Raw genomic sequence first — 24,494 nt, forward strand, 5'->3', positions numbered from 1 at the left:
TGGCGGGCGTGTCTCGACTGGCGGCCTCTTTCCGGCTGATGGCGATGACGGCGCCGTGGAGTCGGCGGACCGATGTCGTGCTGGCGGGGACGCTGGCCGGGTTGTCGTTCGTGCCCGGGATCGCTCATCAGGGCGTCGATCTGGCGGACCTGCCGGACCTGCCGCTGGACGCTGTGGGAGTGCTGCTGATTCTGGCGCAGAGCCTGCCGTTGGTCGTGCGGCGGCGGTGGCCCGCCTGGTGTCTGGCGGTGGTCGGCGGGGCGTTCATGGCGTTTCAGCTGCTGCGCTATCCCACGGCGTTCGCGGCGCTGGGGCTGATCGTCGCGTTGTACAGCGTGGGCGCCCACCTGCGGCGTCGGTCGCTCACGGTGGCCGTGGTCGCGGTGGTGGCGTATGTGGGGCTCGCCGTCGCCCTGCACGAGCTGGGGTCGCCGGAACGTCCGCTGGACTACACGACCTTCCTGCTGTTCCTGGCGGTGTGCTGGGCAACTGGTGTCGTCGTACGTGAGCGGAGCGCCGCCGAGGCGGAGCGGGTACGGCTGGCCGAGGCGGCGGTCGTCGCGGCGGAGCGTGCGCGGATCGCGCGGGAGCTGCACGACGTGGTCACCCACCATGTGACGGCGATGGTGGTCCAGGCCGACGCGGCGCAGTTCCTCGCCGGGCAGCCCGAGCGGGTCACGACCGGCCTGGAGGCGATCAGCGAGACCGGCCGCCATGCGCTGACCGATCTGCGCTACCTGCTCGGCGCGCTGGACGGTACGCCGGACGCGGACGGAGAAGGTCGCGAGCCCTCAGTGAGCAAGCTGCCCGATCTGGTGGCGCGGACCCGGAGCGCCGGGCAGCCGGTGGAACTGGTCGAGGACGGACAGCCGGGCGCCATGGAGAAGGCCGCGGAGGTGGCCGCCTACCGGGTCGTCCAGGAGGCGCTCACCAACGCGGTGAAGCACGCCGCGGGCAAGCGCACTCTGGTCCATGTACGCCATGGCGAGCAGTGGATGGACGTGGAGGTCACCACGGACGGACCCAGCCGTCCCGGGCTGGGCCGTGGCGGTGGGCGGGGGCTGGTCGGGTTGCGGGAGCGCGTCAGTGTGGTCGGTGGTGAGCTGAGCGCCGGGGTGCGGTCCGGCGGCGGGTTCACGGTCAGGGCCCGGATCCCGATGGGCCTGCGCTGAGCGCGATCCGGGCGCTGGGCTTGATGGCCGCGCAGGCTCCGGGTGCTGGGCTTGATGGCTTTCACCGGCTCTTGATGGCTTTACGGGCTTAGGTCGGCCGCGTCCTCGAGTTTCAGCCTGCCGCCCTGCTCGTACGCCGTGCCGAACGCCACCTCGCCCAGCGCCGCCACGACCACCTTGGTGACCCGCGTGATCTCGGCCGCCTCCGACGGAGCGGCAGGCGTCTGGTTGTGCTCGCGGACGCCCGCCGCCAGCCCCAGCAACCGGGCGGCCCGTTCGTGGGCGCCCCCGGCGGCCACGGCGGAGGCCAGGCCCTCCACGGCCCACGTCGCCGAGCGCGGGTCGCCGATGCGCTGCGCCGCCGTGAGCGCCTCCAGGTGCAGGTCCCTGGCGGTCGCGGCGTCGCCGCGCCGCTCGATGAGGAAGCCGAGCTCGACGAGTGTGTCCGGCAGGTGCAGGGCGGGCTCGACGCCGGGACCCCTGGCGATCCCTTCGAGCAGGTGGTTCAGGTGCCGCTCCGCCAGGTCGAGGTGGCCGCCCCGGCGCTCGGCGTAGGCGAGCCCCATCTCGGCCATGATCGAGGTCTCTCGGTGGCCCTGCCCGGAGGCGATGTGCAGGGCCCGCCCGCACAGCTCCATGGCCCGCTCGAACTCACCCGCCCCCAGCGCCATCCAGCCCAGCCAGGCGGTGCGCCCGGCCACCTCCGGCCAGAGCCCGAGGTCCTCCGCCATCCGCAGCCCGTCGGCGAACAGCCGGCCGGCCCGCTCCAGGTCGCCCCCCATCTCGGCCAGCCCGCCGAGCCACTCCGTGGCCTGGAGCACTCCCCACCGGTCGCCGAGCTGCCGGAACAGCCGCGCGCTCTCCTCACCGTCGCGTTCGAGGGCCACGAAGTCCCGTCGCGTGAAGGCGTCCCGCGCCCGGCAGCTCAGGGCCGCGGCGATCCCCCACTGGTCGTCCATCGCCCGGAACGTGGCCAGCGCGCTCGTCACCAGCTCCTGCCCGCTCACCGCGTCGGGCAGTTTCCGGCCGAAGAGCCATTCGGCTCTGGCCCGCCCGACCGGGTCTTCGATTCGGTCCAGGGCGGACCGCCAGTCGACGTCCTCCCCCAGCATGATGGCGAACCCGGCCCGCCACGCCCCCGACCTTGCCCGGGCGGGCGTCGGAACGGCGTCCCCGATGGCCAGGGCGGACTCCAGGGACCGGCGCCCCTCGGCCAGCCGGCCGCGCAGCACCCAGTACCAGGCCAGCGCGTTCACCAGCGTCAGCGCACCGGCCGCGTCCCCCGCCGCCGCGGCCGCGTCGAGCGCCGCCCGCATGTTCGCGGCCTCCGCGTCCAGTCGCAGCAGCCACTCCCGCTGGGCGTGCCCGTAGAGAAACGGCTCAGCCTGTACGGCCAGCGCCGTGTAGTAGGCCGAGTGCGCCTGTCGTACCCGATCCAGCTCACCCGCCGCCGACAGCCGCTCCAGGCAGTATTCGGCCACCGACTCCAGCAGCCGGTACCGCATGCCTCCCGTACCGTCGGCCACGACCACCAGCGAGCGGTCGACCAGCCGCGCGAGCAGGTCGAGCACGTCGAGCCCGTCCTCCGCGCAGGTCTCCTCCGCGGCCTCCAGCGTGCAGCCGTCGGCGTGGACGGCCAGGCGGCGCAGAACGGCGCGTTCGGGCTCGGTCAGCAGTTGCCAGCTCCAGTCGATCACCGCCATCAGCGTCTGCTGACGCGCCGGCGCGCCGCGCTGCCCGGAGGCGAGCAGCCGGAACCGGTCGTCGAGCCTGGCCACCACCCCGTGCACGCCGAGCGCGCGTACCCGCGTCGCGGCCAGCTCCAGAGCCAGCGGGATGCCGTCGAGCCGCCGGCAGAGCTGCGCGACCGCCCCGGCGTTTCCCTCGTCGAGGGTGAAGCCGCGAGCGGAGGCTGCGGCCCGCGCCACGAACAGCTGAGCCGCCTCGGACCGCGCCACCTCACCGGGGTCGGCGCCGACCGGCACGTCCAGCGGCGGCACGCTCCACAACACCTCACCGGCCACCGCCAGCGGTTCCCGGCTGGTGGCCAGCACGCGGAGCCCGGGGGCGGCCCGCAGCAACCGGCCGGTCAGCTCGGCGACCCGCTCGATCACGTGCTCGCAGTTGTCCAGGACGAGCAGGAGTTGCCGGGAGCGCAGCGCGTCGGCCAGCCGGTCGGCCAGCGGCGTCCCGTCGGACTCCTCCCGGATGTCGAGCGCCGCCGCGACGGTCTCCGCCACCGCCTGGACGTCGGCCTCCGGCGTGCGCGTCCCCCGGTCGAGGGGGGCCAGCTCGACCAGCCACGCGCCGTCCGCGTACGCGTCGGCGAGCCGGGTGGCGGTCTCCAGCGCCAGCCGGGTCTTGCCGACGCCGCCGCTGCCGGTCAGGGTGACGAGCCGGTTGTTCTCCAGCAGGGTACGGACCTCGGCCAGCGCGCCGTCCCGGCCGATCAGGTCGCTGAGCGAGGCAGGCAGGTTCGTGACGGGCCGGTCGGCCGGGCTGCTCAGCGCCGGGTCCTGGCCGAGTATGGCCTGGTGCAGCGCGGCCAGCTCGGGCCCGGGGTCGAGGCCGAGCTCCTCGGCCAGCCGTTCGCGCAGGTCGGCGTAGCTGGCCAGCGCCTCGCTCTGCCGTCCCGCGCGGTACAGGGCCCGCATGTGTACGGCCCGCAGCCGCTCTCTCAGCGGGTTGCGGGCCACCAGGTCACCGAGCTCGCCCACGAGCAGGCCGTGCTCGCCCAGCTCCAGCCGCGCCTCGGCCTGCTGTTCCAGGGCGGACAGCCGCTGCTCCTCCAGCCGGAGGATCGCGGACCTGGTGTACTCCTCGTCGGCGAAGTCGGCGAACGCCGGGCCGCGCCACAGCGCCAGCGCGTCGGACAGCAGCTCCGCCCTGGTCCGCGGGCTCTCGGCCGTCTCGGCGCGGGCCAGCAGGTCGGTGAATTGCGCGGCGTCGACCGTACCCTCGACGGCCTTGAGCAGGTAGCCGGGCGCGCGCGAGACGATCAGGTTCTTGCCGCCCGGCTCGGCCTCCTCCAGCGCGCGCCGCAGCTGCGAGACCCGCACCTGGAGCGCGCCCGCGGACTTGGCCGGCGGTTCGCCCGCCCACAGATCGTCCACGAGCCGGTCGGTCGACACCGGCCGGCCCTCATCCACCAGCAGGTCGGCGAGCAGCGCGCGGACCTTCAGCCCGGGGATCGTGACGGGCTCCCCCTGGTCGGTCCATACGGCCAGCGGCCCGAGCACCCCAAAGCGCATAAGGGCCACCTTAAGCGGACGAGAAGTGGATCTGAAGGCCGCTCCAGCACCGTGAAGGCATGGGAAACACGATGAACAACCTCGCCGGACGACGGGAATGGCTCGGGCTGGGCGTCCTGGCCTCGGTGGCCCTGCTCCTCTCCCTTGACGGGAGCGTCCTCTACCTGGCGCTGCCGCGGCTGAGCGCCGGTCTGGGCGCGAGCGCGCCGCAGCAGCTGTGGATCCTGGACATCTATTCGTTCATGCTGGCCGGGTTCCTGGTCACGATGGGAACGCTGGGCGACAGGATCGGCCGCCGCCGTCTCCTGATGATCGGCGCGGCCTGCTTCGGCGCCGCGTCCGTCCTGGCCGCCTTCTCGGTCAGCGCCGAGATGCTCATCGCCACCCGGGCCCTGCTGGGTGTCGCGGGGGCCACCCTGATGCCGTCGTCGATGGCGTTGCTGCGCAACATGTTCCGGGACCCGAAGCAGATGGGCGCCGCGATCGGGATCTGGTTCAGCTGCTTCATGGTCGGCATGGCGCTCGGTCCCCTGGTGGGCGGCCTGCTGCTGGAGCACTTCTGGTGGGGCTCGGCGTTCCTGCTCGGCGTGCCGTTCATGGTGCTGCTGCTGGCCACCGGGCGGGCGCTGCTGCCCGAGTATCGCGACCCGGCCGCCGGGCGGCTCGACCCGGCCAGCGTCGCGCTGTCGCTGACCGCCATCCTGCCGTTCATCTACGGGCTCAAGGACGTCGCCAGGAACGGCCTCAACCCCGTGGCCGTCGCCTCGATCGTGATCGGTGTGGCCGTCGGCGCGGTGTTCGTCCGCCGCCAGCGCCGTCTGGCCGCCCCGCTGCTCGACCTGCGCCTGTTCGGCAACCGCGCGTTCGCCGCCACCCTCGGGATCATGCTGCTCGGCGGCGTGGTCATGGCGGGCACCACGCTGATGTCCACGACGTACCTGCAGACGGTCGCCGGGCTGTCGCCCCTGAGCGCCGGGCTGTGGCTGGTGCCGCAGAACATCGTGATGATCGCCGCTCTGACGCTCGCCCCGGTCCTCGCCCGCCGGTTCGGGACGGCGTACGCGATGGCGGGCGGGCTGGTGGTCGGCGCCGTGGGGCTGTTCGCGCACACCCAGGTGCCCAGCGTCGGCGGTACGTGGCCGGTCGTGGCCGGCCTGATCCTCGCCTCCGCCGGGATCGCGGTGCCGATGGGCGCGGGCAACGGCCTGATCATGACGGCCGCCCCGGTGGAGAAGGCCGGATCGGCGGCGGCGCTCGGCGAGACCTCCGGCGAGTTCGGGGTGGCCGTGGGCGTGGCCGTGCTGGGCAGCCTCGGTACCGCCGTCTACCGCGGCCAGTTGCCGGACACGCTGCCGGTTGAGGGTGCCCGCGAGAGCATCACCGCGGCGGTGACGGTCGCCAAGGATCTGCCCGGCGTACTGGAGGTCGCCAGGGGCGCCTTCACCACCGGGCTGAACGCGGTGGCGGCGGTCGGCGTGGTGGTCTTCCTCGTCCTGGCCGCCGTCACGATCGCCGTGCTCCGCCACCACGACCGCGCCGCGCAGCCGCACGACACCCCGGCGGACGACGCCACGGCGGATGAGGCTTCGTCGGACGCGGCCACGGCGGATGGGGCCACGGCTGGTGGCGCTTCGTCGGGTGGGGCTTCATCGGACGGGCCGGAGGTGCTGACCGCCGCATGATGCCCTCATCCCATGAGACACCGGATCGGCTGAATCAGCCGGTCCGGTGTTCTGGTGTCTGCGGTGTTCTGGTGTCTGCGGTCAGGCGGGCCGGTCCAGGTCGATCCCCGCCAGGTCCGTGCGCGAGGAGACGCCCAGCTTCGGGTACGCCTTGTACAGGTGGAACCCCACCGTTCGCGGGCTCAGGAAGAGCTGGGCGGCGATCTGCCGGTTTGTGGCGCCCGTCGCGGCCAGCCGGACGACCTGCAGTTCCTGCGGGGTCAGGGTGTCGAGCGGTCTGGCTTGGCCGCCGGGCTCCGGCAGGTCGGCGCGGGCGCCGGTGGCGGCCAGTTCCGTACGGGCGCGTTCGGCCCAGGGGGTCGCGCCCAGCGCGGCGAACCGGTCCATCGCGGCACGCAGCCGCACTCCTGCATCGGACCGCCGGCGGCCCCGCCGCAGCCACTCGCCGTACAGCAACTCCGTCCTGGCCCGCTCGAACGACCGCCCGCCCTGGGCGTGCCGCTGGAGCGCCGCGGTGTAGTGCGCCTCGGCCTCGCCGGGTGGGGCGAGCAGGGCCCGGCAGCGGTACGCGACGGCGGCGGCCCACGGCTGGGCGCTGGCCGCCGCCCACGCGTCGAACCGGACGAACGCCTCAATGGCCAGTGACGGCTCGCCCAGACGGGCGCAGGCCTCGACGTAGTCGGCTATGGCGAAGGTGACGATCACGGTGTGGCCGAGCGGTCCATCGAGGACCCGCGCCATCCGCTCGGCCACGGCTTCGTGACGAGCGCGTACGAGGTCGAGCAGGGTCAGCGCGCAGCCGCCCCAGCCGGATCCGTTGCGTTCCTGGGCGGCGCCCTCGGCCTGCTGAGCGAGCCGTACGCACCTCTCGTCGTCGCCTTCTATGGCGGCCAGGCGGGCCAGGATGCCGTGCAGGTGGCGCAGCCGCCCGGCCTGCCCGGTGTCGTGTGCGATCTGCCACGCCTCGGCGCCTGAGGCCGCCGCCTCCGCGTGCCGGCCGTGGAGGATCTGCGCCTGGGTGAGGAGTTGGAGGGCATGCGGCAGAGCGCCGATCAGGCCCTGTTCGCGGCAGGTGTCCACCTGCGCGGCCGCCATCTCGCAGGCGGCGTCGTCGTCACCGGTCATCAGGGCGCTGAACACGGCGTACGTCCCGATGACCCGGCCGGCGGCGGCGGGCGTAGGAAGGCTCTCGCGTAGCGGCACGATGGCGGCGCGCAGGAGTGGGAGTCCGGCGGCCGGGTCTGCCGCGGCCACCCGTTCCATGCCGCGTACCGCTCCGGCCACCGTCGCGAGGGAGGTGTCGATCCCCGGGCCGAGAGCGGCCAGGAGCTCCGTGATCTGCCCGAGCGCGGCACGGTCGCCCGCGAACCAGGCTTCACCGGCGGCGGTGGCGAGGAGGGTGGCCGCGTCGTCCGGCGCGTTCCCGGCGATGCCCGCCGCGGCCTCGATCAGGGTGTGGGCGGCCGGCGTCGGGCCGCCGTGTTCGGCGTCGACCGCGGCCCGTACGGCGGCCAGCCGGGCCAGCACCGTGGGATCCCCGGTCAGGCGCCGCCCCCGATCGGCGGCGGCGCCCGCACGGGCCAGCTGCCCGGTGCCGATCGCCGCCTCGGCGGCCGCGGCCAGCCACTGAGCGCGCAGCCGCCGGTCGACGGTCAACTGCGCGGCCCGCTCGTACGCGGTGGCGGCCGAAGCGTGGCTGCCGCGTTGCCGGGCACGGTCCCCGGTCGCGGCCAGTACGGCCGACGTCTCCTCGTCCGGCCCGACCGCGGCGGCGGACAGATGCCAGGCGCGGCGGTCGGCCTGCTCGTCACCGTCGAGGACCCGCGCCAGCGCGTGATGGGCGGCCACCCGATGGGCGAGCGGCGCCTCGCGATACGCGGCGGTCTTGACCAGCGGGTGGCGGAACCGCAGCCGATCCTCCGAGACCCGCACCAGCTGGCGGCGCTCGGCCGGTTCCAGATCGGCCAGCCCGGCCCCAAAGCCCGCCGCCAATCCGGTCCCAAAGCCCCCTGCCGTCCCAGCCCCGACGCCATCCGCCGCCCAGCGCTCAGAATCCTCCGCGCCCCGAGGACTTTCCGCCATCCGGGGCACGAACCCCTCCCCCGCCTCGAAGCTCTGCGCCGCCCGCAGGACGAGGTCCAGGTCGCCGGAGTCCTCGGCCGCGGCGATCAGGAGCAGCCGCTGGGTGCGTTCCGGGAGCAGCCGGATGGCGGCACGCAGCGACTGTTCGAGGCGGCCGGCCAGGGAGAGCCGGGGTGGTTGCAGGGGCAGCGGGCTCAGCCGGCCGGCCCGCTGCTCGGAAGTGAGGGTCCCGGCGAACTCCAGCAGCGCCAGCGGATTCCCCTCGGCCTCCTCGATCACCCGATCCCGCGCCTCGGGCACCAGATCGGCCGCCACCTCGGCCAGCAGCGCCTCGCAGTCAGGCCGGGCGAGACCGGAGAGCCGCAGCTCGGGTACGCCGTCGACGGGTCGCTCCGTGCCGTCGTCGCGAGCGGCCAGGATCATGGTGATCCGCTCGGCGCCCAGTCGGCGGGCCGCGAACACCAGCGCGTCCACCGAGGCACGGTCCAGCCACTGCACATCGTCCACGAGGCACAGCAGGGGGCGCTCGCCGGCGAGGTCGGCGAGCAGGGTCAGCACCGCGAGGCCGACCAGGAACCGGTCCTGGGCCCCGCCCTCACTCTGGCCGAACGCGCCGCGCAAGGCGTCCCGCTGCGCCGCCGGGAGCTCCGCGATGAGCTGCCGGGCCGGGCCCAGCAGCATGTGCAGGGCGGCGAAGGGCAGCTCGGCCTCGGCCTCGACGCCGGTGACGCGGAGCACCAGCGGGTCCCCGCCTGCTGTCCGGGCGACCTCCGCCAGCAGCGCCGATTTGCCGATCCCGGCCTGGCCGTACACCACGATGGCGTTGCCCTGGCCGGCCCCGGACTCGGCGATCATCCCCCGCAGGAGGGCGATCTCCGCATGTCGGCCGATCATGCTGCCCGACCCTACCTAACCGGTGACCGAATCCCGTGAGCCGCCCTCCTGCTTACTGGTCACCGTGACGGATTCGGCCAGGACGGCGCGGCCCTTACGGTCATGAGCCATGGAACATGTGAGCCTGCAGCCGGTGGGAACCGTCGTCGGCGGGCGTACCGAGGCGTTCGACGACGACTGGAACACCGAGGAGGCCGTGATCCGGCTCGACGGGAGCCGCTTCACGCCGGACTCCCTGGCCGGTTTGGAGGCGTTCTCGCACCTGGAGGTGGTGTTCCAGTTCCACCTCGTGGATCCCGCTTCGGTGAACACCTCGGCCCGCCGTCCCAGGGGCAACCCGGACTGGCCGCTGGTGGGCATCTTCGCTCAGCGCGGCAAGAACCGCCCGAACCGGCTGGGCGTCTCCCGGTGCCGTCTGCTCGGCGTCGACGGCCTCGACGTACGCGTACGCGGTCTGGACGCCATCGACGGCAGCCCGGTCCTCGATCTGAAGCCCTATATGGCGGAGTTCGGCCCGCAGGGCGAGGTCGTGCAGCCGCACTGGTCAACCGAACTCATGCGTAACTACTACTGAGGGGACTCCACATCATGAATGCCAAGCTTCCCGCCAGTACGGATGTCCTGATCGTCGGCGCGGGCCCGGCCGGTCTCTCCTTGGCCACGGCGCTGGCCGGGCAGGGGGTGGACGCCGTACTCGTGGACAAGGCGCCGGAAGGCGCGAACACCTCGCGGGCGGCGGTCGTGCACGCCCGCACCCTGGAGGTGCTGCGCGCGATAGACGTGAGCGACGAACTGGTGGCCGCCGGTGTCACCGTGCCCCGCTTCACCGTCCGCGACCGTGACCGGGTCCTGCTGACGGTGGGCTTCGACAAGCTGCCGACCGACTTCCCGTACACGCTGCTGGTCCCCCAGAACATCACCGAGCAGGTCCTGCTGAACCGGCTGCTCGGCCAGGGCGGCACGGTCCACCGCCCGCACGAGATCGCGATCGTCGAGCAGCAGCCCACAGGCGTCACCGCCAAGACCTCCGACGGGGGGCTGATCCGCGCCTCGTACGTCGTCGGCACCGACGGCATGCACAGCACGATCCGCGAGCAGAGCGGGATCTCCTTCACGGGCGACGCCTACGCCCAGTCGTTCATCCTGGCCGACGTCCATCTCGACTGGACCGGGCCCGCCGACGAGGTGGCGTTGTACTTCGCCCCGGAGGGAGTGACCGTGGTCGCCCCGCTGCCGGGCGGCCGTCACCGGATCGTCGCGACGGTCGACGAGGCTCCCGAGCACCCCACTGTCGCCGACATCCAGGCGCTGCTCGACGCCCGTGGTCCCCACGCTCACCGATCCATGGTCACCGGCCTGGTCTGGAGCTCCCGTTTCCGGGTCCACCACCGGCTCGCCGACCACTACCGGGCGGGCCGGCTCTTCCTGGCCGGAGACGCCGCCCACGTCCACAGCCCGGCCGGCGGCCAGGGCATGAACACCGGCATCCAGGACGCGCTCAACCTGGCCGGGAAGCTCACCGCGGTGCTGCGCGACGGCGCTCCGGAGACGGTCCTGGACGAGTACGAGGCGGAGCGCCGCCCGGTCGCCGAGGAAGTGGTCGCTTTCACCCACAAGATGACGAAGATCGCGACCGTGGGCAACTCACCGCTGCGGGTCCTGCGCAACACGGCCCTGCGCGCCCTGGACTGGATCCCGGCGGTCCACCACACGATGGCGATGAACCTGTCCGAGCTGGCGACGGCCGACAGGCACTGACGCGGTCACGGGTCCGGCGACGGCCGACAGGCGCGGAGCTCACGCGGTCGCCGCCCGGCGCCCGCGCTGGGCGGCGAGCAGCATGCCCGCCGGGATCACGACGAGTACGAACGGCGTGGGCTCCAGCACCACGGCCGCGACCAGGCCCCACACGCCCACCCCAATCGCGATGTACGGCGGCGGCACCTGCCCGAGCCGCCCGAACCGGAACACCAGCGCTCCCACCAGCCCGAGCGGCACGGCGAAGCTGCCCCACACCATCCAGAAGGCGCCCGCCGCCGGCGCCGGATCGCGCAGGCCGTCGAGCCCGTCCGCTCCCAGCCACAGCGCACCGCTGAACCAGTCCGGCAGGTGCTGGGCAGTGATCACCCCGGTGATCAGCAGGTGCCCGGCGGCCAGGAACATGATGATCCCGCCCGCCCACACCACGCCTCTTACGGAAACATCAGTTTCGGAACTCATAGTTCCGTATCATGGATCCGCTTTCGCCGTTGCGCAAGCCTTTTCCGGAACTATGAGTTCCGTATACTCGCCGCCATGCGGGAACGAAAGCAGCCCCTGGGCCGCCCCCGGGACGACCGGGTGGACAAGGCCATCGCCACCGCCGCGCGCGAGCTGATCGCCGAGCACGGCTACGCGCAGCTGACGGTGGACACGGTCGCGACCAGGGCAGGCGTGGGCAAGGCCGCCATTTACCGGCGGTACGCCACCAAGCAGGAGATGATCTTCGCGGTGGCGCTGCACGACCTGGAGCTCGACACACCTCCCGACGCGGGCTCACTCCGCGCCGACCTCGCCACCCTGACCCACCTCATGGTGGACCAGCTGGCCGCCCCGCCACCCGGCGTGGTGCCCGGCCTGCTGGCCGACGTGCACGCGGACCCGGCCTTGGCGGCCAAGTTCGCCGCCACGTTCGTCGCCGCCGAACGTCGCTGCCTGGTCGAGATCCTCGACCGGGCGGTCGGGCGGGGCGAGCTGGCGCGGCGGCCCGAACCGGCGGTGGTGCACGCGCTGCTGCTCGGGCCGGTGTTCGCCTGGCTGTTCCTGCTGCTGGAAGACCGATCCGACCTACCGGCCTTCGCCACCACCGTCGCCGACGCCACCGCATCGGCGCTCACTCGCAAGCGGTGAAGGTACGTAAGCGGCTTACGCGCTGGGCGGCTGGTTGAGGGGCGGGGCCTTTCTGGCGGAGCCGCGGTAGAGGTCGGCGTCGTAGCGTCGTTCGCCCTCGTCGAGCTTGGCGTTGGCGGCCGCCACCAGGTCGACGCCGAGCACGTCCGCCAGCCGTACCAGATAGAGCGTCACGTCGGCGAGCTCCGAGCGGACCCGGGCGAGGGCCTCGGGGTCGAGGTCGGCCGACTCGTCGGGGGTGAGCCACTGGAACTCCGCCAGCAACTCCCCGGCCTCCCCCGCCAGCGCCATGGCGAGGTTCTTCGGCGTGTGGAACTGCTCCCAGTCTCGCGCACGCGCGAACTCCCGTTGCCGTTCGGCGAGTGGCTCCAACTCGTTCGTCACGCCTGACGACCTTAGCGGGGTGTCACCTGTCGAGGAGGTCGCGGATCGCCTGGAAGACGGCGTCGGGCCGGCGGAAGACGATGGAGACGTGCCCGACGTCGTCGACCAGGCGGTTCTCGCCGTGCGAGACCGACGCGGCCAGCGCGTCATAGAGTCGCCGCTTGCCGTCGATCTCCTCGCGCAGCAGCGATTCGGGGGTGCCCTGGGACACCGCTTCCTTGAAGGCGTCGATACCCGTGGCGGTGAGCACGATCAGCGGCACATCGGGCAGCGGCCCCGCACCGCGTACCTCGTCGTGGAGCTGGTAGCGGTTCGCCGCCTCCTGGGCGCCGATCCCTATCCATTCGGGGCTGACATGGCGTTCGACGAGCAGCTCGCGGGTGGCCGCCGGCCAGTCGGCCAGCACCTGCGCGAACAGGCCGCGGTAGAACTGGATGACCTCGTCGGGCAGCTCGTCGGGAACCGCCTGGTCGGGGTCCCATTCGGCCCAGGTCTCGACCAGTTTCGGGGGCATGTACGCGTCGTAGTCCTCGTGTTCGGGTTCGACCAGGACCAGGCCCGACACCTCGCCGGGGAAGCGCCGCGCGTAGTGGCGGGCGTACAGGCCGCCGAGGGAATGGCCGACCAGCAGGTACGGCGCGGGCACGCCGGCGACCCGCAGCAGCTCGCGCAGCTCATCGGTGACCTCGGCGGAGGTGCGCGGCAGCTCGGCCCGGTCGCTCCACCCCGTTCCGGCACGGTCGTAGAGCACGCTCGTGGTGAGCTCGGCGGCCCGCTCCTGGACGTTCAGGAAATCCATGCCGGACGATCCGGCCCCGGGCAGGAACACCACCGCCGGGCTCCCACCGCCCGATCGGTGCAGCGGCAACCGCCGCCCGCCCACCTCGTAGAACCGACCCAGCGGAAGCGTCGATTGGTCCTTCATCACCAGCTCCTCGTGCCGTTGCTTTCCCAAGTTTGGGAACAGTACCAGATGTGGGATCGTACCCAGATGGACACGCTTGACTTGCTCCTGCACCCGGTCCGGCTGCGCATCGTGCACGCCATGTCCGGCGGACTGACCCGCACCACGTCCGACCTGTGCGCTCGCCTGCCCGACGTCCCCAAGACCACGGTGTACCGGCACGTGGGCCTGCTGGCCGAGGCGGGAGTGCTGGAGGTGGAGGCCGAGCAGCGGGTGCACGGCGCCGTCGAACGCCACTACCGGCTACGCCGAACGCGGGCGGTGATCGATCAGGACGCGGCCGCGTCGATGTCCTTGGAAGATCACCGGCACGGCTTCGCCGCGGCCATGGCGGCCCTGCTCGCGGAGTTCAACGCCTACCTCGACCGGGAGAACGCCGACCCGACCGCGGACTCGGTGTCCTACCGGCAGTTCCCGCTCTGGCTCAACCCGGACGAACGCACCGAGATGATCAGCGAGATGGTCGGCGTCATCATGCCCCGGCTACGGAACGAACCCGCACCGGACCGCGGCCACCACCTGCTGAGCACGATCTTCTTTCCGACCGAGGATCCAACCTCAGGGTGAGTAGGACGGGGTTTCAGAGCCAGCCGGCGTCGCGGGAGATGCGGATGGCGTCGATGCGGTTGCGGGCGCCGACCTTGTTGATCGCGTTCGACAGGTAGTTGCGTACGGTGGCCTGCGACAGCGAGAGATCGGTGGCGATCTGGGCGACGCGGATGCCGGTGGCGGCGGCGCGCAGCACCTCGGTCTCACGAGGCGTGAGCGGGCTGCTGCCGGTTTCCAGGGCGGCGGCGACGAGTTCGGGGTCGATGACGCGTTCGCCGCGGGCTATGCGGCGGATGCCGTCGGTGAGGGCGTGGGCGGGGGCGTCCTTGACGATGAAGCCTCTGACGTGGACCTTCAGGGCGCGGAGGAGGTTGCCGGGCTGGCTGAGGCCGGTGAGCACGAGGGTGCGGCAGGCGGGGAGCCGGGCGGACAGTTGTTCGGCGGCGGACAAGCCGTCCAGGCCGGGCATGTCGATGTCGAGGACCGCCACGTCGGGGTGGACGCGGAGGGCGGTGGCGAGGACCTCGTCGCCGCGTTCGATCTCGGCGACGACCTCCATGTCGTCCTCCAGCGACAGCAGGGCGACCAGGGCTGAGCGGATCATGTGCATGTCCTCGGCGATCAGCACGCGGATCACGCGACCTCCTCGGGGACTTCTACCGACAGCCGGAACAGGCCGTCGTGGGCGGTGGTGAGCCACGTGCCGGAGGCGCCGCGGGTCCGCTCGGCCAACCCGGAGAGCCCTGTGCCGGGCGGGGTGCGGGTCAGGTCGGCTGCCCCAGATGAGGGCTGGACGCCGTCGTTGACGATCTCCAGTCGTACCGTGCCCTGCTGGTGGGTGAGGGTGATGGCGCAGGTACGGGCGTCGCTGTGACGTAGCAGGTTGGTGGTGCCTTCGCGGATCGCCCAGGCCAGGGCGTTCTGGGCAGGGGCCGACAGGGGCGGCAGGTCTGCCACGTCCAGGCGGGTGTCGACGCCGGCGGCGCCGAGCAGGGCCGCGGCGCCGTCGATCTCGGTGCGCAGCGAGACGGAGTGCTCGTCGCGAGTGATCGCGCGTACATCCCGCAGCGCGTCCCTGGCGACACCGGTCAGGCTCTCGACCTCGGCGCGGGCGGCGGCGCCGTCCTTCGCGAGCAGGCGGAGGGCCAGGTCGCCCTTGAGGGAGATGGCCGACAGGCTCTGGCCGAGCAGGTCGTGCAGGTCGCGGGAGACGCGGACGCGTTCCTCGCCGACGGCGGTGGCGGCCAGCTCGGTGCGGGTGGCCTCCAGCTCGTTCAGCAGCCGGACCAGGCGGGCGCCGCCGACCAGCGTGCCCGCGTACAGGATGAGGCTGAACAGGGCGTACGCGCCCAGGAGAAGTGCCTGGGGGACGGTGTAGGCGTCGTCGCGCAGCATGGCGATCACCTCCTTCGCCGGGTTGTGCAGGAGCTGCGCGATCATCGCGAACAGCATCAGACGGCCGCGCAGCAGCATCACGATCGAGGCGAGGGCGAAGGCGGTGAAGCCCTGCCAGTTCGAGCCGAACCACCACAGGGGGACGTTGGCGAGGATGACGAGCGCCGCCAGGGTCCAGGGCCAGCCCGCCGGGTGTTCGCCTCTGGAGGCGGCCAGGCTGTGTCGCAGGCTCAGCCAGAGGGCCAAGGCGCAGGCGAGGGTGGCGGCGACCGGGTTGCCGGGTGGACCGTCCATGCCGAGGGTCGTGTAGACGGGGACCTGTACGGCCAGCAGGACGTGCAGCGCGATCAGCGGCCAGAGGGGGTGGCGCACGACCCACCGCGGCGCGATCGGCGGGGTCATGGGCGGGCCTCGGAGGTGTGGATGTGGGGCCGCACGTCGATGGTTTCGATGGTGTCGTCGGCCCGCACCTCCAGGCGTACTCCGCCGGCCAGGACGGTTGCCGTGATCGTGCAGGTGCTCACTCCGTCGGTGCGCAGCAGGCCGGTGACCGTCGCGCGCAGGGCCGCGCGGGGCCGCGGTGCGATCGTGTCGGGGATGCCCGTGCGGGGCAGTCGCAGGCGGGTGTCAATACCGGCCGCGGCGAGCAGGGTGGCGGCCGTGTCGAGTTCGGCTCGGAGGGACGGCCGGCGGTAGCCGCGTACCCGCTGCCTGGCCTCGGCGAGCGTACGCCGGGAATCGTCAGCGAGCCCGGACAGCTCCGCCTCCAGATCAGCCCGCTTGTCGAGCGGGGTCGTCAGCAGGTCGGCGGCGCGTGCGCCGCGGGCCGCGAGGGACTCCAGGGCGGTGCCGAGCGTACGGCGGAGGTCGTCGTCGATGCGGCGCCGCTCCTGTGCGACCGCCCGCTGGGCGAGCACCTCCCTGGCCGACCGCAGGCGGACGAGGGCGGCGGAGAGCCAGACGAGCAGGAGTACGGCCCCGCTGCCGCAGAGCTCCGAGAGAGTGAGCCACGGCGCGGCGTTCCATGGCAGGCCCAGCAGCAGGGCGACGGGGGCCGCCGCGATCACCAGCGACAGGTACGCGACGAATGACCACGGGCCGGGCAGGACCAGGACGGCCGACACGGCGAGGCTCGCGTAGGTGCGCGGCCACAGATTCCCGGCCAGTGGAGTGGTGGCGAGGATGATGACGGCCATCACCGCGAATGTCCCGTGGCCGGCCGGGGGACGGATGGCGCGTGCCGCGTACCAGACGTGGCGCAGGTGCAGAGGCAGGTACACCGCGGTCGCCGCGAGACTCCACAGTCCGGTGCGGGCGTCGTTGCCCACATAGCTGAACGACAGCGCGACCTGCAGCAAGGGCAGCAGGCCGCTGCAGGCGACCGCGCCGACCGGAGCCAGCCGGACGACGCGGTCGGATCGCCAGAACGCCACCAGCCGAACCACCCCCCGTCCACGTGTCCCGGCTGACCAGGGTAGGTGGCCCGGCCGAGTGGCGGCCACCAGCGGCGGCCTGGCCGGGGAGAGGAGGAGGGTCATGGCTTGGCCATGCCTACGCGCCCGCCTCGTCGGCGTCGATCACACGGCCGAGGTTGTCGAGCTCGTTGGCGCGGCCGGCGGCCAGCCGCTGGGTCCACTCCTCGTCGTGCATCGCGTCCGCGGTCATCGTGACGCGGACGCCGCCCTCGACGGTCTCGAGCTCGACCACGGTGAGGAAGTCGTAGGGGTCCACGCCGGGGATGAAGTCGGCGAGCGAGGTGTAGGAGAGCCTGCCCGGCTCCGACACCTCGACGAACTTCTTGTGGGATTCGGTGCTCAGCGGCATCCCGTGGCTCTCCATGAACGCGATCTGTTCTGGCGCCGTGGCGGTCATCGTGTAGCTGAGGTCGCCGCCGGGCCGCAGGTCGAGCTTGCCGACCTCGACGGTGAAGCCGTCCGGCGACCACCAGGAGGCGATGCCCTCGGGAGTGGTCCACAGCCGCCAGACGTGCTCGGGGGTGGTCGGGTAGGTACGCGTGATACGCACGCTCTCGCGGGCCAGTGTCATGGTTTGCTCCCTAGCAAGTGGGTGATGAACCAAACCCTGCACCCCGCTGGCCAGGACAAACAGATACAGATGTCACTTTGCGCCTCGTGTATTTCGCGCACGGGCACCAAAGCCCTGGCCAGCGCCGTTCAACGGATCCCTAGCCAGCTCAAGCACTTCCACCTGCTGAGATAACGATCGAGCGTACACTCGAAGCCATGACCGCCGCCCATGACTACGACGACGTACATCACCTCGTCGAGCAACTGACCCCCGACCAACTCGTCGAGGTCCGTGCCCATGCGCTCCGGCTGGTCACAGGTCGACGGACCTTTGTGCCGTGGAGCGAAGCCAAGCGCACCGCCCGACACCTGCCGCACATCGACCACGCCGAGTTCCGTAACGACGTCGACGCCGTGCTCGACCAGGACAACCTGCTCGGCGACGATCGGTGAGCAACCCGATCAACGTCCTGCTGGACACTTCCTCAAGGCTGCAATGGGCAGAGTCCACCTTCGACCCCGTCCCCTTCGACCACGACGCGGCCCGCTCCTACGGAATCATCTACGCCCTCGTCCTGAACCTTGGCCGCCAGCCCCGCAAGCGCCTCGCCGACCTTCTCATCGCATCGGTCGCCGCAGCGAACAACCTCCCCCTGGTGACCCGCAACCCCGACGACTTCGCAGGACTGGATTCACACGTCCGGATCATTGCCGCCTGAACCAGCCGGCTCAGAGGTCGGCGTCGTGGACGAGGATGGCGGCCTGGACGCGGTTGGTCAGGCCGAGTTTGGCCAGTACCCGGCTCACGTGCGCCTTTACCGTCGCCTCCGAGAGGCGCAGGTCGCGGCCGATCTCGGCGTTCGACAGGCCGCGGGCGAGGGCCCTGATCACGTCCTCCTCGCGGCCGGTGAGCGCGGCGAGTTGCCTGCGGGCCGAGTCCGACCGCGAGGGCGCCCGGTCCACGAACGCGTCGATCAGGCGCCTGGTGACCGATGGGGAGAGCATGGCCTGGCCGGCGGCCACCGTACGGACGGCGGCGGTAAGGTCTCTCGGCGGCGTGTCCTTGAGCAGGAAGCCGACCGCGCCGAGCCGCAGCGCCTCGTGGACGTACTCGTCCAGGTCGAACGTGGTCAGCATGACGATCTTGGGCGGGTCCGGGGCGGCCAGCACGCGGGCGGCGGCGGTCAGGCCGTCCGTGCCGGGCATCCGTACGTCCATGAGCACCACGTGCGGCCTGAGCCGGGCCGCCGCCCCGACGGCCTCCTCACCGTCCCTGGCCTCGCCCACCACCACGATGTCGTCGGCCGTCTCAAGGATCATCCGCAACCCGGACCTGACCAGGGCCTCGTCGTCCACGACCAGCACCCGGATCATGCCGCGGCCCGCACGGGGATGTCGGCGGTGACGCGGTAGCCGCCCTCCCGTCTGGGGCCCGCCGCCAGCGATCCCCCGAGGAGCTCGACCCGCTCACGCAACCCCGCCAGCCCCCACCCCGCCCCGGGCAGCGCCCGCTCCGTCCCGGACGGCGCCTGCTCCGCACCCGGCCCGTTTGGCAGCGCCCGCTCCGTGCCCGGCCCGTCTGTGGTGCCCCGGTTCAGGATCTCCACCTGGAGGGTGTCGTTCAGGAAGCGCACATGTACGTCGGTGTGGGCGTCGCGGGCGTGTTTGTGCACGTTGGTGAGTGCCTCCTGAACCACCCGGTAGGCAGTCCGCTCCACCGTCGAGCCGAGTGCGCGCGGCTGACCGTGGTCGTGCCTGCGCACCGAGATGCCCAGCGCGCGCGACTGGTCGAGGAGCCGGTCGAGGTCGGCCAGCGTGGGCTGCGGGCTGAGCTCGGCGGGCTGCTGGTTCGAGCGCAGTACGCCGAGCAGCTCGCGCAGGTTGGCGAGCGCCTCCCGGCCGATGTCGCCGATCATGGACGCCGTACGGGCCGTGGGCTCGTCGGCGGCCCGTACCTCCAGGGCCCCCGCGTGCAGCACCATCAGCGAGACCCGGTGCGCGACGACGTCGTGCATCTCCCTGGCGATGCGCGCCCGTTCCTGAGTCCTGGCCTGTTCGGCCCGCATCACCTGCTCGCGTTCGAGCCGGTCGGCCCGCTCTCTGGCGGCGGCCAGCACGTCGCGCCGCGCCCGGGTCCAGAGCCCGAACACGAACGGCAGCCCCACCAGGGCCATGGCCATCAGCGCCACGTTGGCGTGGGTCGCCGTGACCATCTCCCGGCGTCCGCCGATCAGGTCGCCGACGACGACGGCCGCGCCGAGCGCCACGGCGGTGCCGCCCAGGTAGCTCGCGATGCCTCGGGATCCGCGCAGGGTCGTACCGGCGTAGTAGGAGGCGACCATCAGCGGCGGCCACATCACCAGCCACACGTAGAAGACGGCACCGAGCGCGGCGAGTGGCCACCACGACCGCCGTGCCCACCACGCCGCCACGCCCGCGGCGGCCGCCGCCGTGACGAACACCGGCGACGTCAGGCCGTCGGTCTGATCGAACGGCACCGCGGACACCACGAACACGACCGGCCCGAGCAACACCGGCAAGCCGTCCTCGATCCGTCTGCTCACCTGCATGTTCGTCAGCCTATGGCGCGAGGCGGGGCCGCCGCCCGAGCCGATCGTCGATCGGGACCGCTACGAAAGGAGGGGGTGCCGGTCGACTTCCCGGGCAAGCCGGGGCAGTGGGTACGGGCCCAGGCTGGGCCGCATGAAACGACACCTCATCGTGGCCCTGGGCGTGGCCAGCGCTTTGCTGGCGACGTCATCCGTACCGGCACAGGCTGAGACCGGCGGCACCTCGTTGCCCGCGCCCACCGGGAAGTACCCCGTCGGACTGGCCTCCCTGCATCTGGTCGACGCCGACCGTCCCGATCCGTGGGTGCCGCAGGACGGGCCGCGGCAGCTCATGGTCTCCCTGTGGTACCCGGCCGCGAAGGCGGGCACGCGGGCGGCTGCCTACGTGACGCCGCAGGAGTCGGCGCTGATCGTCAAGCCCTATCCGAACGTCCCCGCCGACACGCTCGCCAAGACCCGGACGTACGCCACAGTCGACGCGAAGCCGCTCACCCGCAGCCTGCCGCTCGTGCTCGTGTCGCCGGGTTTCAGCTTCCCCCGCGCGACGATGACCTCGCTGGCGGAGGACCTGGCCAGCAAGGGGTACCTGGTCGCGGCCGTCGAGCACACCTATGAGTCCGTGGCCACCACGTTCCCCGACGGGCGTACCACGACCTGCGCGGCGTGCGTCGGGAACAACACCGAGGAGAAAGGGATCGAGGTCGCGAAGAGCCGGGTGATCGATCTGTCGTTCGTGCTCGACCGGCTCACCGCCAAGAGCGGCTGGGGACGGCTGGTCGACAGGTCGCGGATCGGCGTGGTCGGCTTCTCGGCGGGCGGCAACACCGCCCCGCAGCTCATGGCCGCCGACAGGCGGGTGCGCGCCGGGGTGAACCTCGACGGGAGCTACAACCCGAAGCAGCCCACGGGTACGGTACGCGGGCCGCTCCTCATGATGGGCACCAAGGAGAACCACACGCCGGCCGGGGACGTGTCGTGGGTCAACTGGTGGCCGAAGGTGAACGGGTGGAAGCGCTGGCTGTCGGTCGCGGACACGGACCACGCCTCGTTCACCGACTACGCGGTGATCAGGCCGCAGGTGGGGCTGCCCGCACCGGCGCTGGACGGTGCGCGCGCCGTGTCGATCACCCGGGCGTACGTCGGCGCCTTCCTCGACCGGCACCTGCGCCAGGAGCGGGAGCCGCTGCTGGACAAGCCGTCGAAGGACTTCCCCGAAGTGACGTTCTGGCCCTGAGCCGAACCAGGCTCAGAGCGTCCCGAGAGCGTCGGTGAAGGCGTCGACGGTGGCGGCGATGTCCGCCTCCGTGTGCTCCGTGGACATGAACCACAGGCCGCGCGGCACCATGTTGACTCCTCGTTCGAGCAGCGCCGCGTGCAGCCGGGTCATCATGGCCCGGTCGGTGGCGGCGAAGTCCCGGTAGTCGCGTACGGCACGGGCGTCGGTGAAGTACGTCTGGAACACCGGCCCCGGCCCGGCCACGAGCATCGGCACGCCAGCCTTGTCCGCCGCCGCCCTGAGGCCGTCCATCAGCGCTTCGCCGCGCGCGAACAGGGTCCCGTAGACCTCCTCGCGCTGCTCGTCCAGGATGCGCAGCGTCGCCTCGGCCGCCGCGATGCCGACGGGCTGGCTGTTGAACGTGCCCGCGTGCGCGACCTTCCCCGCAGAGATGTGGTCCATGACGGCCGCCTTACCGGCCAGCGCGGACACCGGCATGCCCCCGGCCATGGCCTTGCCGAAGATCGATAGGTCGGGGGTGATGCCGAGATACTCCTGAGCGCCGCCGGGGGCGAGCCGGAAGCCGGTGATGATCTCGTCGAAGATCAGCAGGGTGCCGTGGCGGTCGCAGAGCTCGCGTACCGCCCGCAGGTAGCCGGGGTCGGGTTCGATGGCCCCGGTGTTGCAGAGCACCGGCTCGGTGATGACGGCGGCGATCTGACCGGCGTGCCGGTCCATCAGGCGGGTGAGGGCTTCGAGGTCGTTCCACGGGCAGATGATCAGGTCGTCGGAGTGGCCGTGCTGCTGACCCGCCGTACCCGGCACGGCGACCGGCGCGGCGGCGGGACCCGCGAGGTCGACGGCGGGGTGCACGCTGTACAGGACGGGGTCCAGCCAACCGTGGTAGTGGCCCTCGAACTTGAGGATCTTGGATCTCTCGGTGTAACCGCGAGCCAGCCTCAGGGCCGCGTGCACCGCCTCCGAGCCGACGGTGTTGAAGCGGACCCGCTCGGCCGAGGGCACCATGGCGCACACCCGCTCGGCCACCCGTACCTCGGCCGCGTGCTGGGCCGAGTAGACGATGCCGCGAGCGACCTGCGCGGCGACCGCCTCCGCCACCGGGGCCGGGCAGTGGCCGAGCAGCGCGGGGCCCTGGCCGAGTACATAGTCGAGGTAGACGTTGCCGTCCACGTCCCAGATCCGCGCGCCGGCCGCTCGGTCGACGTAGAGGGGGACACCGGCCGTACGGCGGGCATCGCTGGAGACGCCGCCTGCGATGAAGCGCTGGGCGGTGGCGTACAGGTCGCGGCTGACGTCCAGATTCCGGGTCATGGGAATCATCAAAGGGCGACATATCGCCCGGCGACAAGAAAGAGGGCAAGAAGAGGGTCGAGAGTGCAAATTTCGGTGCTTGTGGAGGTCGCGGGCGCTTGGTGGGCTTGCAGGCATGTTTCTCGGACGTATTCGACGGGCTCCATCCAGTCCGGTCGAGCTGGTGGCCCGGCGCGCCGGCGGCGAACTGCTCAGCCTCGGCGACCTTGGCACCGATCCCGTGGCCCTGCTGGACTCCCTCGGGCTTGAGCGGCTCACCGAAGAAGTGGACCGGCGCTGGTCCTCGGGCCCGACACTCGACGAGTCAGCAGTCCTCTTCGAGCCGCCGGTGGCCACCTGTACGAAGATCTGCTGCCTGGCCCTGAACTACCTCGCGCACGCGCAGGAGAGCGGCATGGAGGTGCCATCGGAGCCGGTGCTGTTCTTCAAGCCGCCGTCCGCGCTCACCGGACACAACCAGCCGGTGGTCGCCCCGGCGCGTACCCGTCACCTGGAACACGAGGTGGAGCTGGCGGTCGTCATCGGCAAGGTGACCCGAGACCTACCGGAAGAGCGGTGGCAGGAGGCGGTCGCCGGCTACACCGTGATCAACGACATGACGGCCCGCGACCTGCAGCTGGCCAATATCTCCCGGAACGTGCCATGGGACCAGTCGAAGGGGTTCGACACCTTCGCGCCGGTGGGTCCGTACCTGGCCACGGTGGACGAGGTGCCCGATCCCCACAAACTGGAGCTGACGCTGGAGGTGGGGGGCGAGATCAGGCAGCGGGCCAACACCGGGCAGATGGTCTTCGGCCTGCCCCGGCTGATCGCCGACCTGTCCGACGGCATGACGCTGATGCCGGGCGACCTGATCGCGACCGGCACCATAGCCGGCATAGCCCCGCTCAAGGACGGCGACACCATGCGGGCGACGGTGGCCGGAGTCGGCACACTCGTGAATACGGTCCAATTTCGGTCCGCCTAAAGTAGAGCCATGACCTATGCCGTGGCCGCGCTCGTGGATCTCGATGACTTCATGGCTGCCGAGCAGGCCCGAGGGCGGCCGTGGGCACGCCGCCAACTCGGGCATGCCGACCAGGTGGTACGGGCCGCCGCGAACGGGCGCCCGGGAGCGATGTGCCGTCCGCAACCTCCGGAGGAGTGGCTGGTCCTGCTGACCGGCGACGATCCGGACGCGCTGATGTCCGACGCGGCCGAACTGGCCGAGGAGGTACGCGCCCGGATGGTCCGCGAGACGGTGTGGACCGCCACGGTCAGCCTGGGCGCACCAAGCCTGGCCTCCGGAGCGGCGGAACAGGACGCCAGGCGGGTCAACGACTACAAGCTCGTCCTGGGCGGCGACCGGGTGATCCCCCCTCCGCCGCACGGTACGACCGATCCCCCTCCGCCGCACGGTACGGCCGCCCTGACGCCTCCCGTACGGATCGAGCAGGAACTCGCCAGGACGGTACGGGCCGGCGACCGCAACGGCGCGGCCGGGTTATTGGCCAGGTGGGTGGACCGATGCGCGAGCGAACGTGACGTCGACCCGCGCACGCTGCGCAACTGGCTCATCGGCGAGCTGCTCTTCGTGGCGGACGTGGCCAACCGGGCCAGGCTGGCCGACGGGTCGACGGACTGGGTAGAGGCCTGCGCCCGGCTGCCGATCGAGGACATCCTCATGGTCGGCGACATCCACGAGCGCTCGTACCTGCACATCTGGCTCCGGGAGACGCTGGGACGCCTGATGCCGCCGCCGTCCCGCCGGGATGTGCTCGCCCTGGCCGAGGCGTACATGGCCGAGCACTACACCGACCCGGCCCTGCGCCTGGCGACGGTGGCCGGGGCCGTGAGCGCGAGCCCGTTCTACATCTCGCACCTGTTCGCCGGGGAGCGGCGGACGACGTTCCTGCGCCACCTGACCGGGCTGCGGCTGCGGCACGCGCGCCGGCTGCTGTCCACCTCTGTCCTGCCCATCGACGTGATCGCCGCGCACACCGGCTATCCGAGTACGAAGGCGCTGCGCGCCGCGTTCCGGCGACACGTCGGCTGCTCTCCGACGGAGTACCGCCGGAACAGATTCCAGTCTGGACCGTGACCGGGGA

General features: G+C 72.0%; 23 protein-coding genes. 11 read left to right on the forward strand and 12 right to left on the reverse strand.

Annotation, left to right across the window (positions count from 1 at the left end; genetic code table 11):
- Window positions 1-8: 8 nt before the first annotated feature.
- Window positions 9-1,172 carry a sensor histidine kinase gene (locus ACQP2T_RS49975; protein WP_433511837.1) on the forward strand — a complete coding sequence of 388 codons (1,164 nt, stop codon included), beginning with the start codon at window positions 9-11 and terminating at the stop codon, window positions 1,170-1,172.
- A gap of 80 nt (window positions 1,173-1,252) precedes the next feature.
- Here the strand turns inward: ACQP2T_RS49975 and ACQP2T_RS49980 are convergent, their stop codons facing one another.
- Entirely contained in the window at window positions 1,253-4,423 is a 3,171-nt protein-coding gene (locus ACQP2T_RS49980) for a BTAD domain-containing putative transcriptional regulator (RefSeq protein ID WP_433511838.1), read from the reverse strand.
- Window positions 4,424-4,482: 59 nt separating this feature from the next.
- Between ACQP2T_RS49980 and ACQP2T_RS49985 the strand changes: the two genes are divergently transcribed.
- Window positions 4,483-6,105: an MFS transporter gene (locus ACQP2T_RS49985; protein WP_433511839.1), complete on the forward strand. Its 1,623-nt coding sequence runs from the start codon at window positions 4,483-4,485 to the stop codon at window positions 6,103-6,105.
- A gap of 81 nt (window positions 6,106-6,186) precedes the next feature.
- Here ACQP2T_RS49985 and ACQP2T_RS49990 read toward each other — a convergent pair whose 3' ends face one another.
- Window positions 6,187-9,081: an ATP-binding protein gene (locus ACQP2T_RS49990; protein ID WP_433511840.1), complete on the reverse strand. Its 2,895-nt coding sequence runs from the start codon at window positions 9,079-9,081 to the stop codon at window positions 6,187-6,189.
- Between the two features lie 109 nt (window positions 9,082-9,190).
- Between ACQP2T_RS49990 and ACQP2T_RS49995 the strand changes: the two genes are divergently transcribed.
- Both ACQP2T_RS49995 and ACQP2T_RS50000 read left to right on the forward strand, forming a co-directional pair.
- Window positions 9,191-9,655, forward strand: a complete 465-nt coding sequence (locus ACQP2T_RS49995) for an SAM-dependent methyltransferase (protein WP_433511841.1) — start codon at window positions 9,191-9,193, stop codon at window positions 9,653-9,655.
- 14 nt (window positions 9,656-9,669) lie between these two features.
- The gene (locus tag ACQP2T_RS50000; protein ID WP_433511842.1) at window positions 9,670-10,839 is read left to right on the forward strand and encodes an FAD-dependent monooxygenase; all 1,170 of its coding nucleotides are present in this window, start codon (window positions 9,670-9,672) and stop codon (window positions 10,837-10,839) included.
- Between the two features lie 39 nt (window positions 10,840-10,878).
- Here ACQP2T_RS50000 and ACQP2T_RS50005 read toward each other — a convergent pair whose 3' ends face one another.
- Entirely contained in the window at window positions 10,879-11,301 is a 423-nt protein-coding gene (locus ACQP2T_RS50005; RefSeq protein WP_433511843.1) for a hypothetical protein, read from the reverse strand.
- Window positions 11,302-11,376: 75 nt separating this feature from the next.
- Here ACQP2T_RS50005 and ACQP2T_RS50010 point away from each other — a divergent pair, with 75 nt between their 5' ends.
- On the forward strand, window positions 11,377-11,970 hold the full coding sequence (locus ACQP2T_RS50010) for a TetR/AcrR family transcriptional regulator (protein ID WP_433511844.1): 594 nt from the start codon (window positions 11,377-11,379) through the stop codon (window positions 11,968-11,970).
- Window positions 11,971-11,985: 15 nt separating this feature from the next.
- On the opposite strand, the gene ACQP2T_RS50015 is transcribed toward ACQP2T_RS50010, so the two are convergent.
- Together ACQP2T_RS50015 and ACQP2T_RS50020 are read right to left on the reverse strand one after the other, a co-directional pair.
- Window positions 11,986-12,354, reverse strand: a complete 369-nt coding sequence (locus ACQP2T_RS50015) for a nucleotide pyrophosphohydrolase (RefSeq protein WP_433511845.1) — start codon at window positions 12,352-12,354, stop codon at window positions 11,986-11,988.
- A 22-nt stretch (window positions 12,355-12,376) separates the two neighbouring features.
- Window positions 12,377-13,279, reverse strand: coding sequence for an alpha/beta fold hydrolase (locus ACQP2T_RS50020; RefSeq protein WP_433511846.1), 903 nt, complete (start codon window positions 13,277-13,279; stop codon window positions 12,377-12,379).
- Between the two features lie 66 nt (window positions 13,280-13,345).
- Between ACQP2T_RS50020 and ACQP2T_RS50025 the strand changes: the two genes are divergently transcribed.
- Window positions 13,346-13,885: a helix-turn-helix domain-containing protein gene (locus ACQP2T_RS50025; protein ID WP_433511847.1), complete on the forward strand. Its 540-nt coding sequence runs from the start codon at window positions 13,346-13,348 to the stop codon at window positions 13,883-13,885.
- 13 nt (window positions 13,886-13,898) lie between these two features.
- Here ACQP2T_RS50025 and ACQP2T_RS50030 read toward each other — a convergent pair whose 3' ends face one another.
- From ACQP2T_RS50030 to ACQP2T_RS50045, 4 genes are all read right to left on the reverse strand, one after another.
- Window positions 13,899-14,504, reverse strand: coding sequence for a response regulator transcription factor (locus ACQP2T_RS50030; protein WP_433511848.1), 606 nt, complete (start codon window positions 14,502-14,504; stop codon window positions 13,899-13,901).
- A complete protein-coding gene (locus ACQP2T_RS50035; RefSeq protein ID WP_433511849.1) occupies window positions 14,501-15,664 on the reverse strand; it encodes a sensor histidine kinase in 1,164 nt (387 codons plus the stop codon). Before ACQP2T_RS50035 ends, ACQP2T_RS50030 begins: the two co-directional genes overlap by 4 nt.
- Complete coding sequence (locus tag ACQP2T_RS50040; RefSeq protein ID WP_433511850.1) at window positions 15,661-16,695, reverse strand: hypothetical protein; 1,035 nt, start codon at window positions 16,693-16,695, stop codon at window positions 15,661-15,663. The genes ACQP2T_RS50035 and ACQP2T_RS50040 overlap by 4 nt, the downstream gene beginning before the upstream one ends.
- Window positions 16,696-16,813: 118 nt before the next feature.
- Window positions 16,814-17,308: an SRPBCC family protein gene (locus ACQP2T_RS50045; protein WP_433511851.1), complete on the reverse strand. Its 495-nt coding sequence runs from the start codon at window positions 17,306-17,308 to the stop codon at window positions 16,814-16,816.
- A gap of 197 nt (window positions 17,309-17,505) precedes the next feature.
- Here ACQP2T_RS50045 and ACQP2T_RS50050 point away from each other — a divergent pair, with 197 nt between their 5' ends.
- Together ACQP2T_RS50050 and ACQP2T_RS50055 are read left to right on the forward strand one after the other, a co-directional pair.
- Window positions 17,506-17,742 carry a hypothetical protein gene (locus ACQP2T_RS50050; RefSeq protein WP_433511852.1) on the forward strand — a complete coding sequence of 79 codons (237 nt, stop codon included), beginning with the start codon at window positions 17,506-17,508 and terminating at the stop codon, window positions 17,740-17,742.
- Complete coding sequence (locus ACQP2T_RS50055) at window positions 17,739-18,008, forward strand: hypothetical protein (RefSeq protein ID WP_433511853.1); 270 nt, start codon at window positions 17,739-17,741, stop codon at window positions 18,006-18,008. The genes ACQP2T_RS50050 and ACQP2T_RS50055 overlap by 4 nt, the downstream gene beginning before the upstream one ends.
- A 10-nt stretch (window positions 18,009-18,018) precedes the next feature.
- On the opposite strand, the gene ACQP2T_RS50060 is transcribed toward ACQP2T_RS50055, so the two are convergent.
- Together ACQP2T_RS50060 and ACQP2T_RS50065 are read right to left on the reverse strand one after the other, a co-directional pair.
- Window positions 18,019-18,663 carry a response regulator transcription factor gene (locus tag ACQP2T_RS50060; protein ID WP_357942226.1) on the reverse strand — a complete coding sequence of 215 codons (645 nt, stop codon included), beginning with the start codon at window positions 18,661-18,663 and terminating at the stop codon, window positions 18,019-18,021.
- Window positions 18,660-19,859, reverse strand: coding sequence for a sensor histidine kinase (locus ACQP2T_RS50065; protein WP_433511854.1), 1,200 nt, complete (start codon window positions 19,857-19,859; stop codon window positions 18,660-18,662). Before ACQP2T_RS50065 ends, ACQP2T_RS50060 begins: the two co-directional genes overlap by 4 nt.
- 133 nt (window positions 19,860-19,992) lie before the next feature.
- Here ACQP2T_RS50065 and ACQP2T_RS50070 point away from each other — a divergent pair, with 133 nt between their 5' ends.
- Window positions 19,993-21,093 (forward strand): alpha/beta hydrolase family protein, encoded by a 1,101-nt coding sequence (locus ACQP2T_RS50070; RefSeq protein WP_433511855.1) that lies wholly within the window; start codon window positions 19,993-19,995, stop codon window positions 21,091-21,093.
- A 12-nt stretch (window positions 21,094-21,105) separates the two neighbouring features.
- On the opposite strand, the gene ACQP2T_RS50075 is transcribed toward ACQP2T_RS50070, so the two are convergent.
- Complete coding sequence (locus ACQP2T_RS50075; protein ID WP_433511856.1) at window positions 21,106-22,407, reverse strand: aspartate aminotransferase family protein; 1,302 nt, start codon at window positions 22,405-22,407, stop codon at window positions 21,106-21,108.
- Between the two features lie 163 nt (window positions 22,408-22,570).
- On the opposite strand from ACQP2T_RS50075, the gene ACQP2T_RS50080 reads away from it, so the two are divergent.
- Together ACQP2T_RS50080 and ACQP2T_RS50085 are read left to right on the forward strand one after the other, a co-directional pair.
- Complete coding sequence (locus tag ACQP2T_RS50080) at window positions 22,571-23,374, forward strand: fumarylacetoacetate hydrolase family protein (RefSeq protein ID WP_433511857.1); 804 nt, start codon at window positions 22,571-22,573, stop codon at window positions 23,372-23,374.
- A 9-nt stretch (window positions 23,375-23,383) separates the two neighbouring features.
- Complete coding sequence (locus ACQP2T_RS50085; protein ID WP_433511858.1) at window positions 23,384-24,487, forward strand: helix-turn-helix domain-containing protein; 1,104 nt, start codon at window positions 23,384-23,386, stop codon at window positions 24,485-24,487.
- The last annotated feature ends 7 nt before the right edge of the window (window positions 24,488-24,494 follow it).

The sequence above is a fragment of the Nonomuraea sp. CA-143628 genome (assembly GCF_050942315.1).
In the GTDB taxonomy this organism is placed as follows: Bacteria; Actinomycetota; Actinomycetes; order Streptosporangiales; family Streptosporangiaceae; genus Nonomuraea.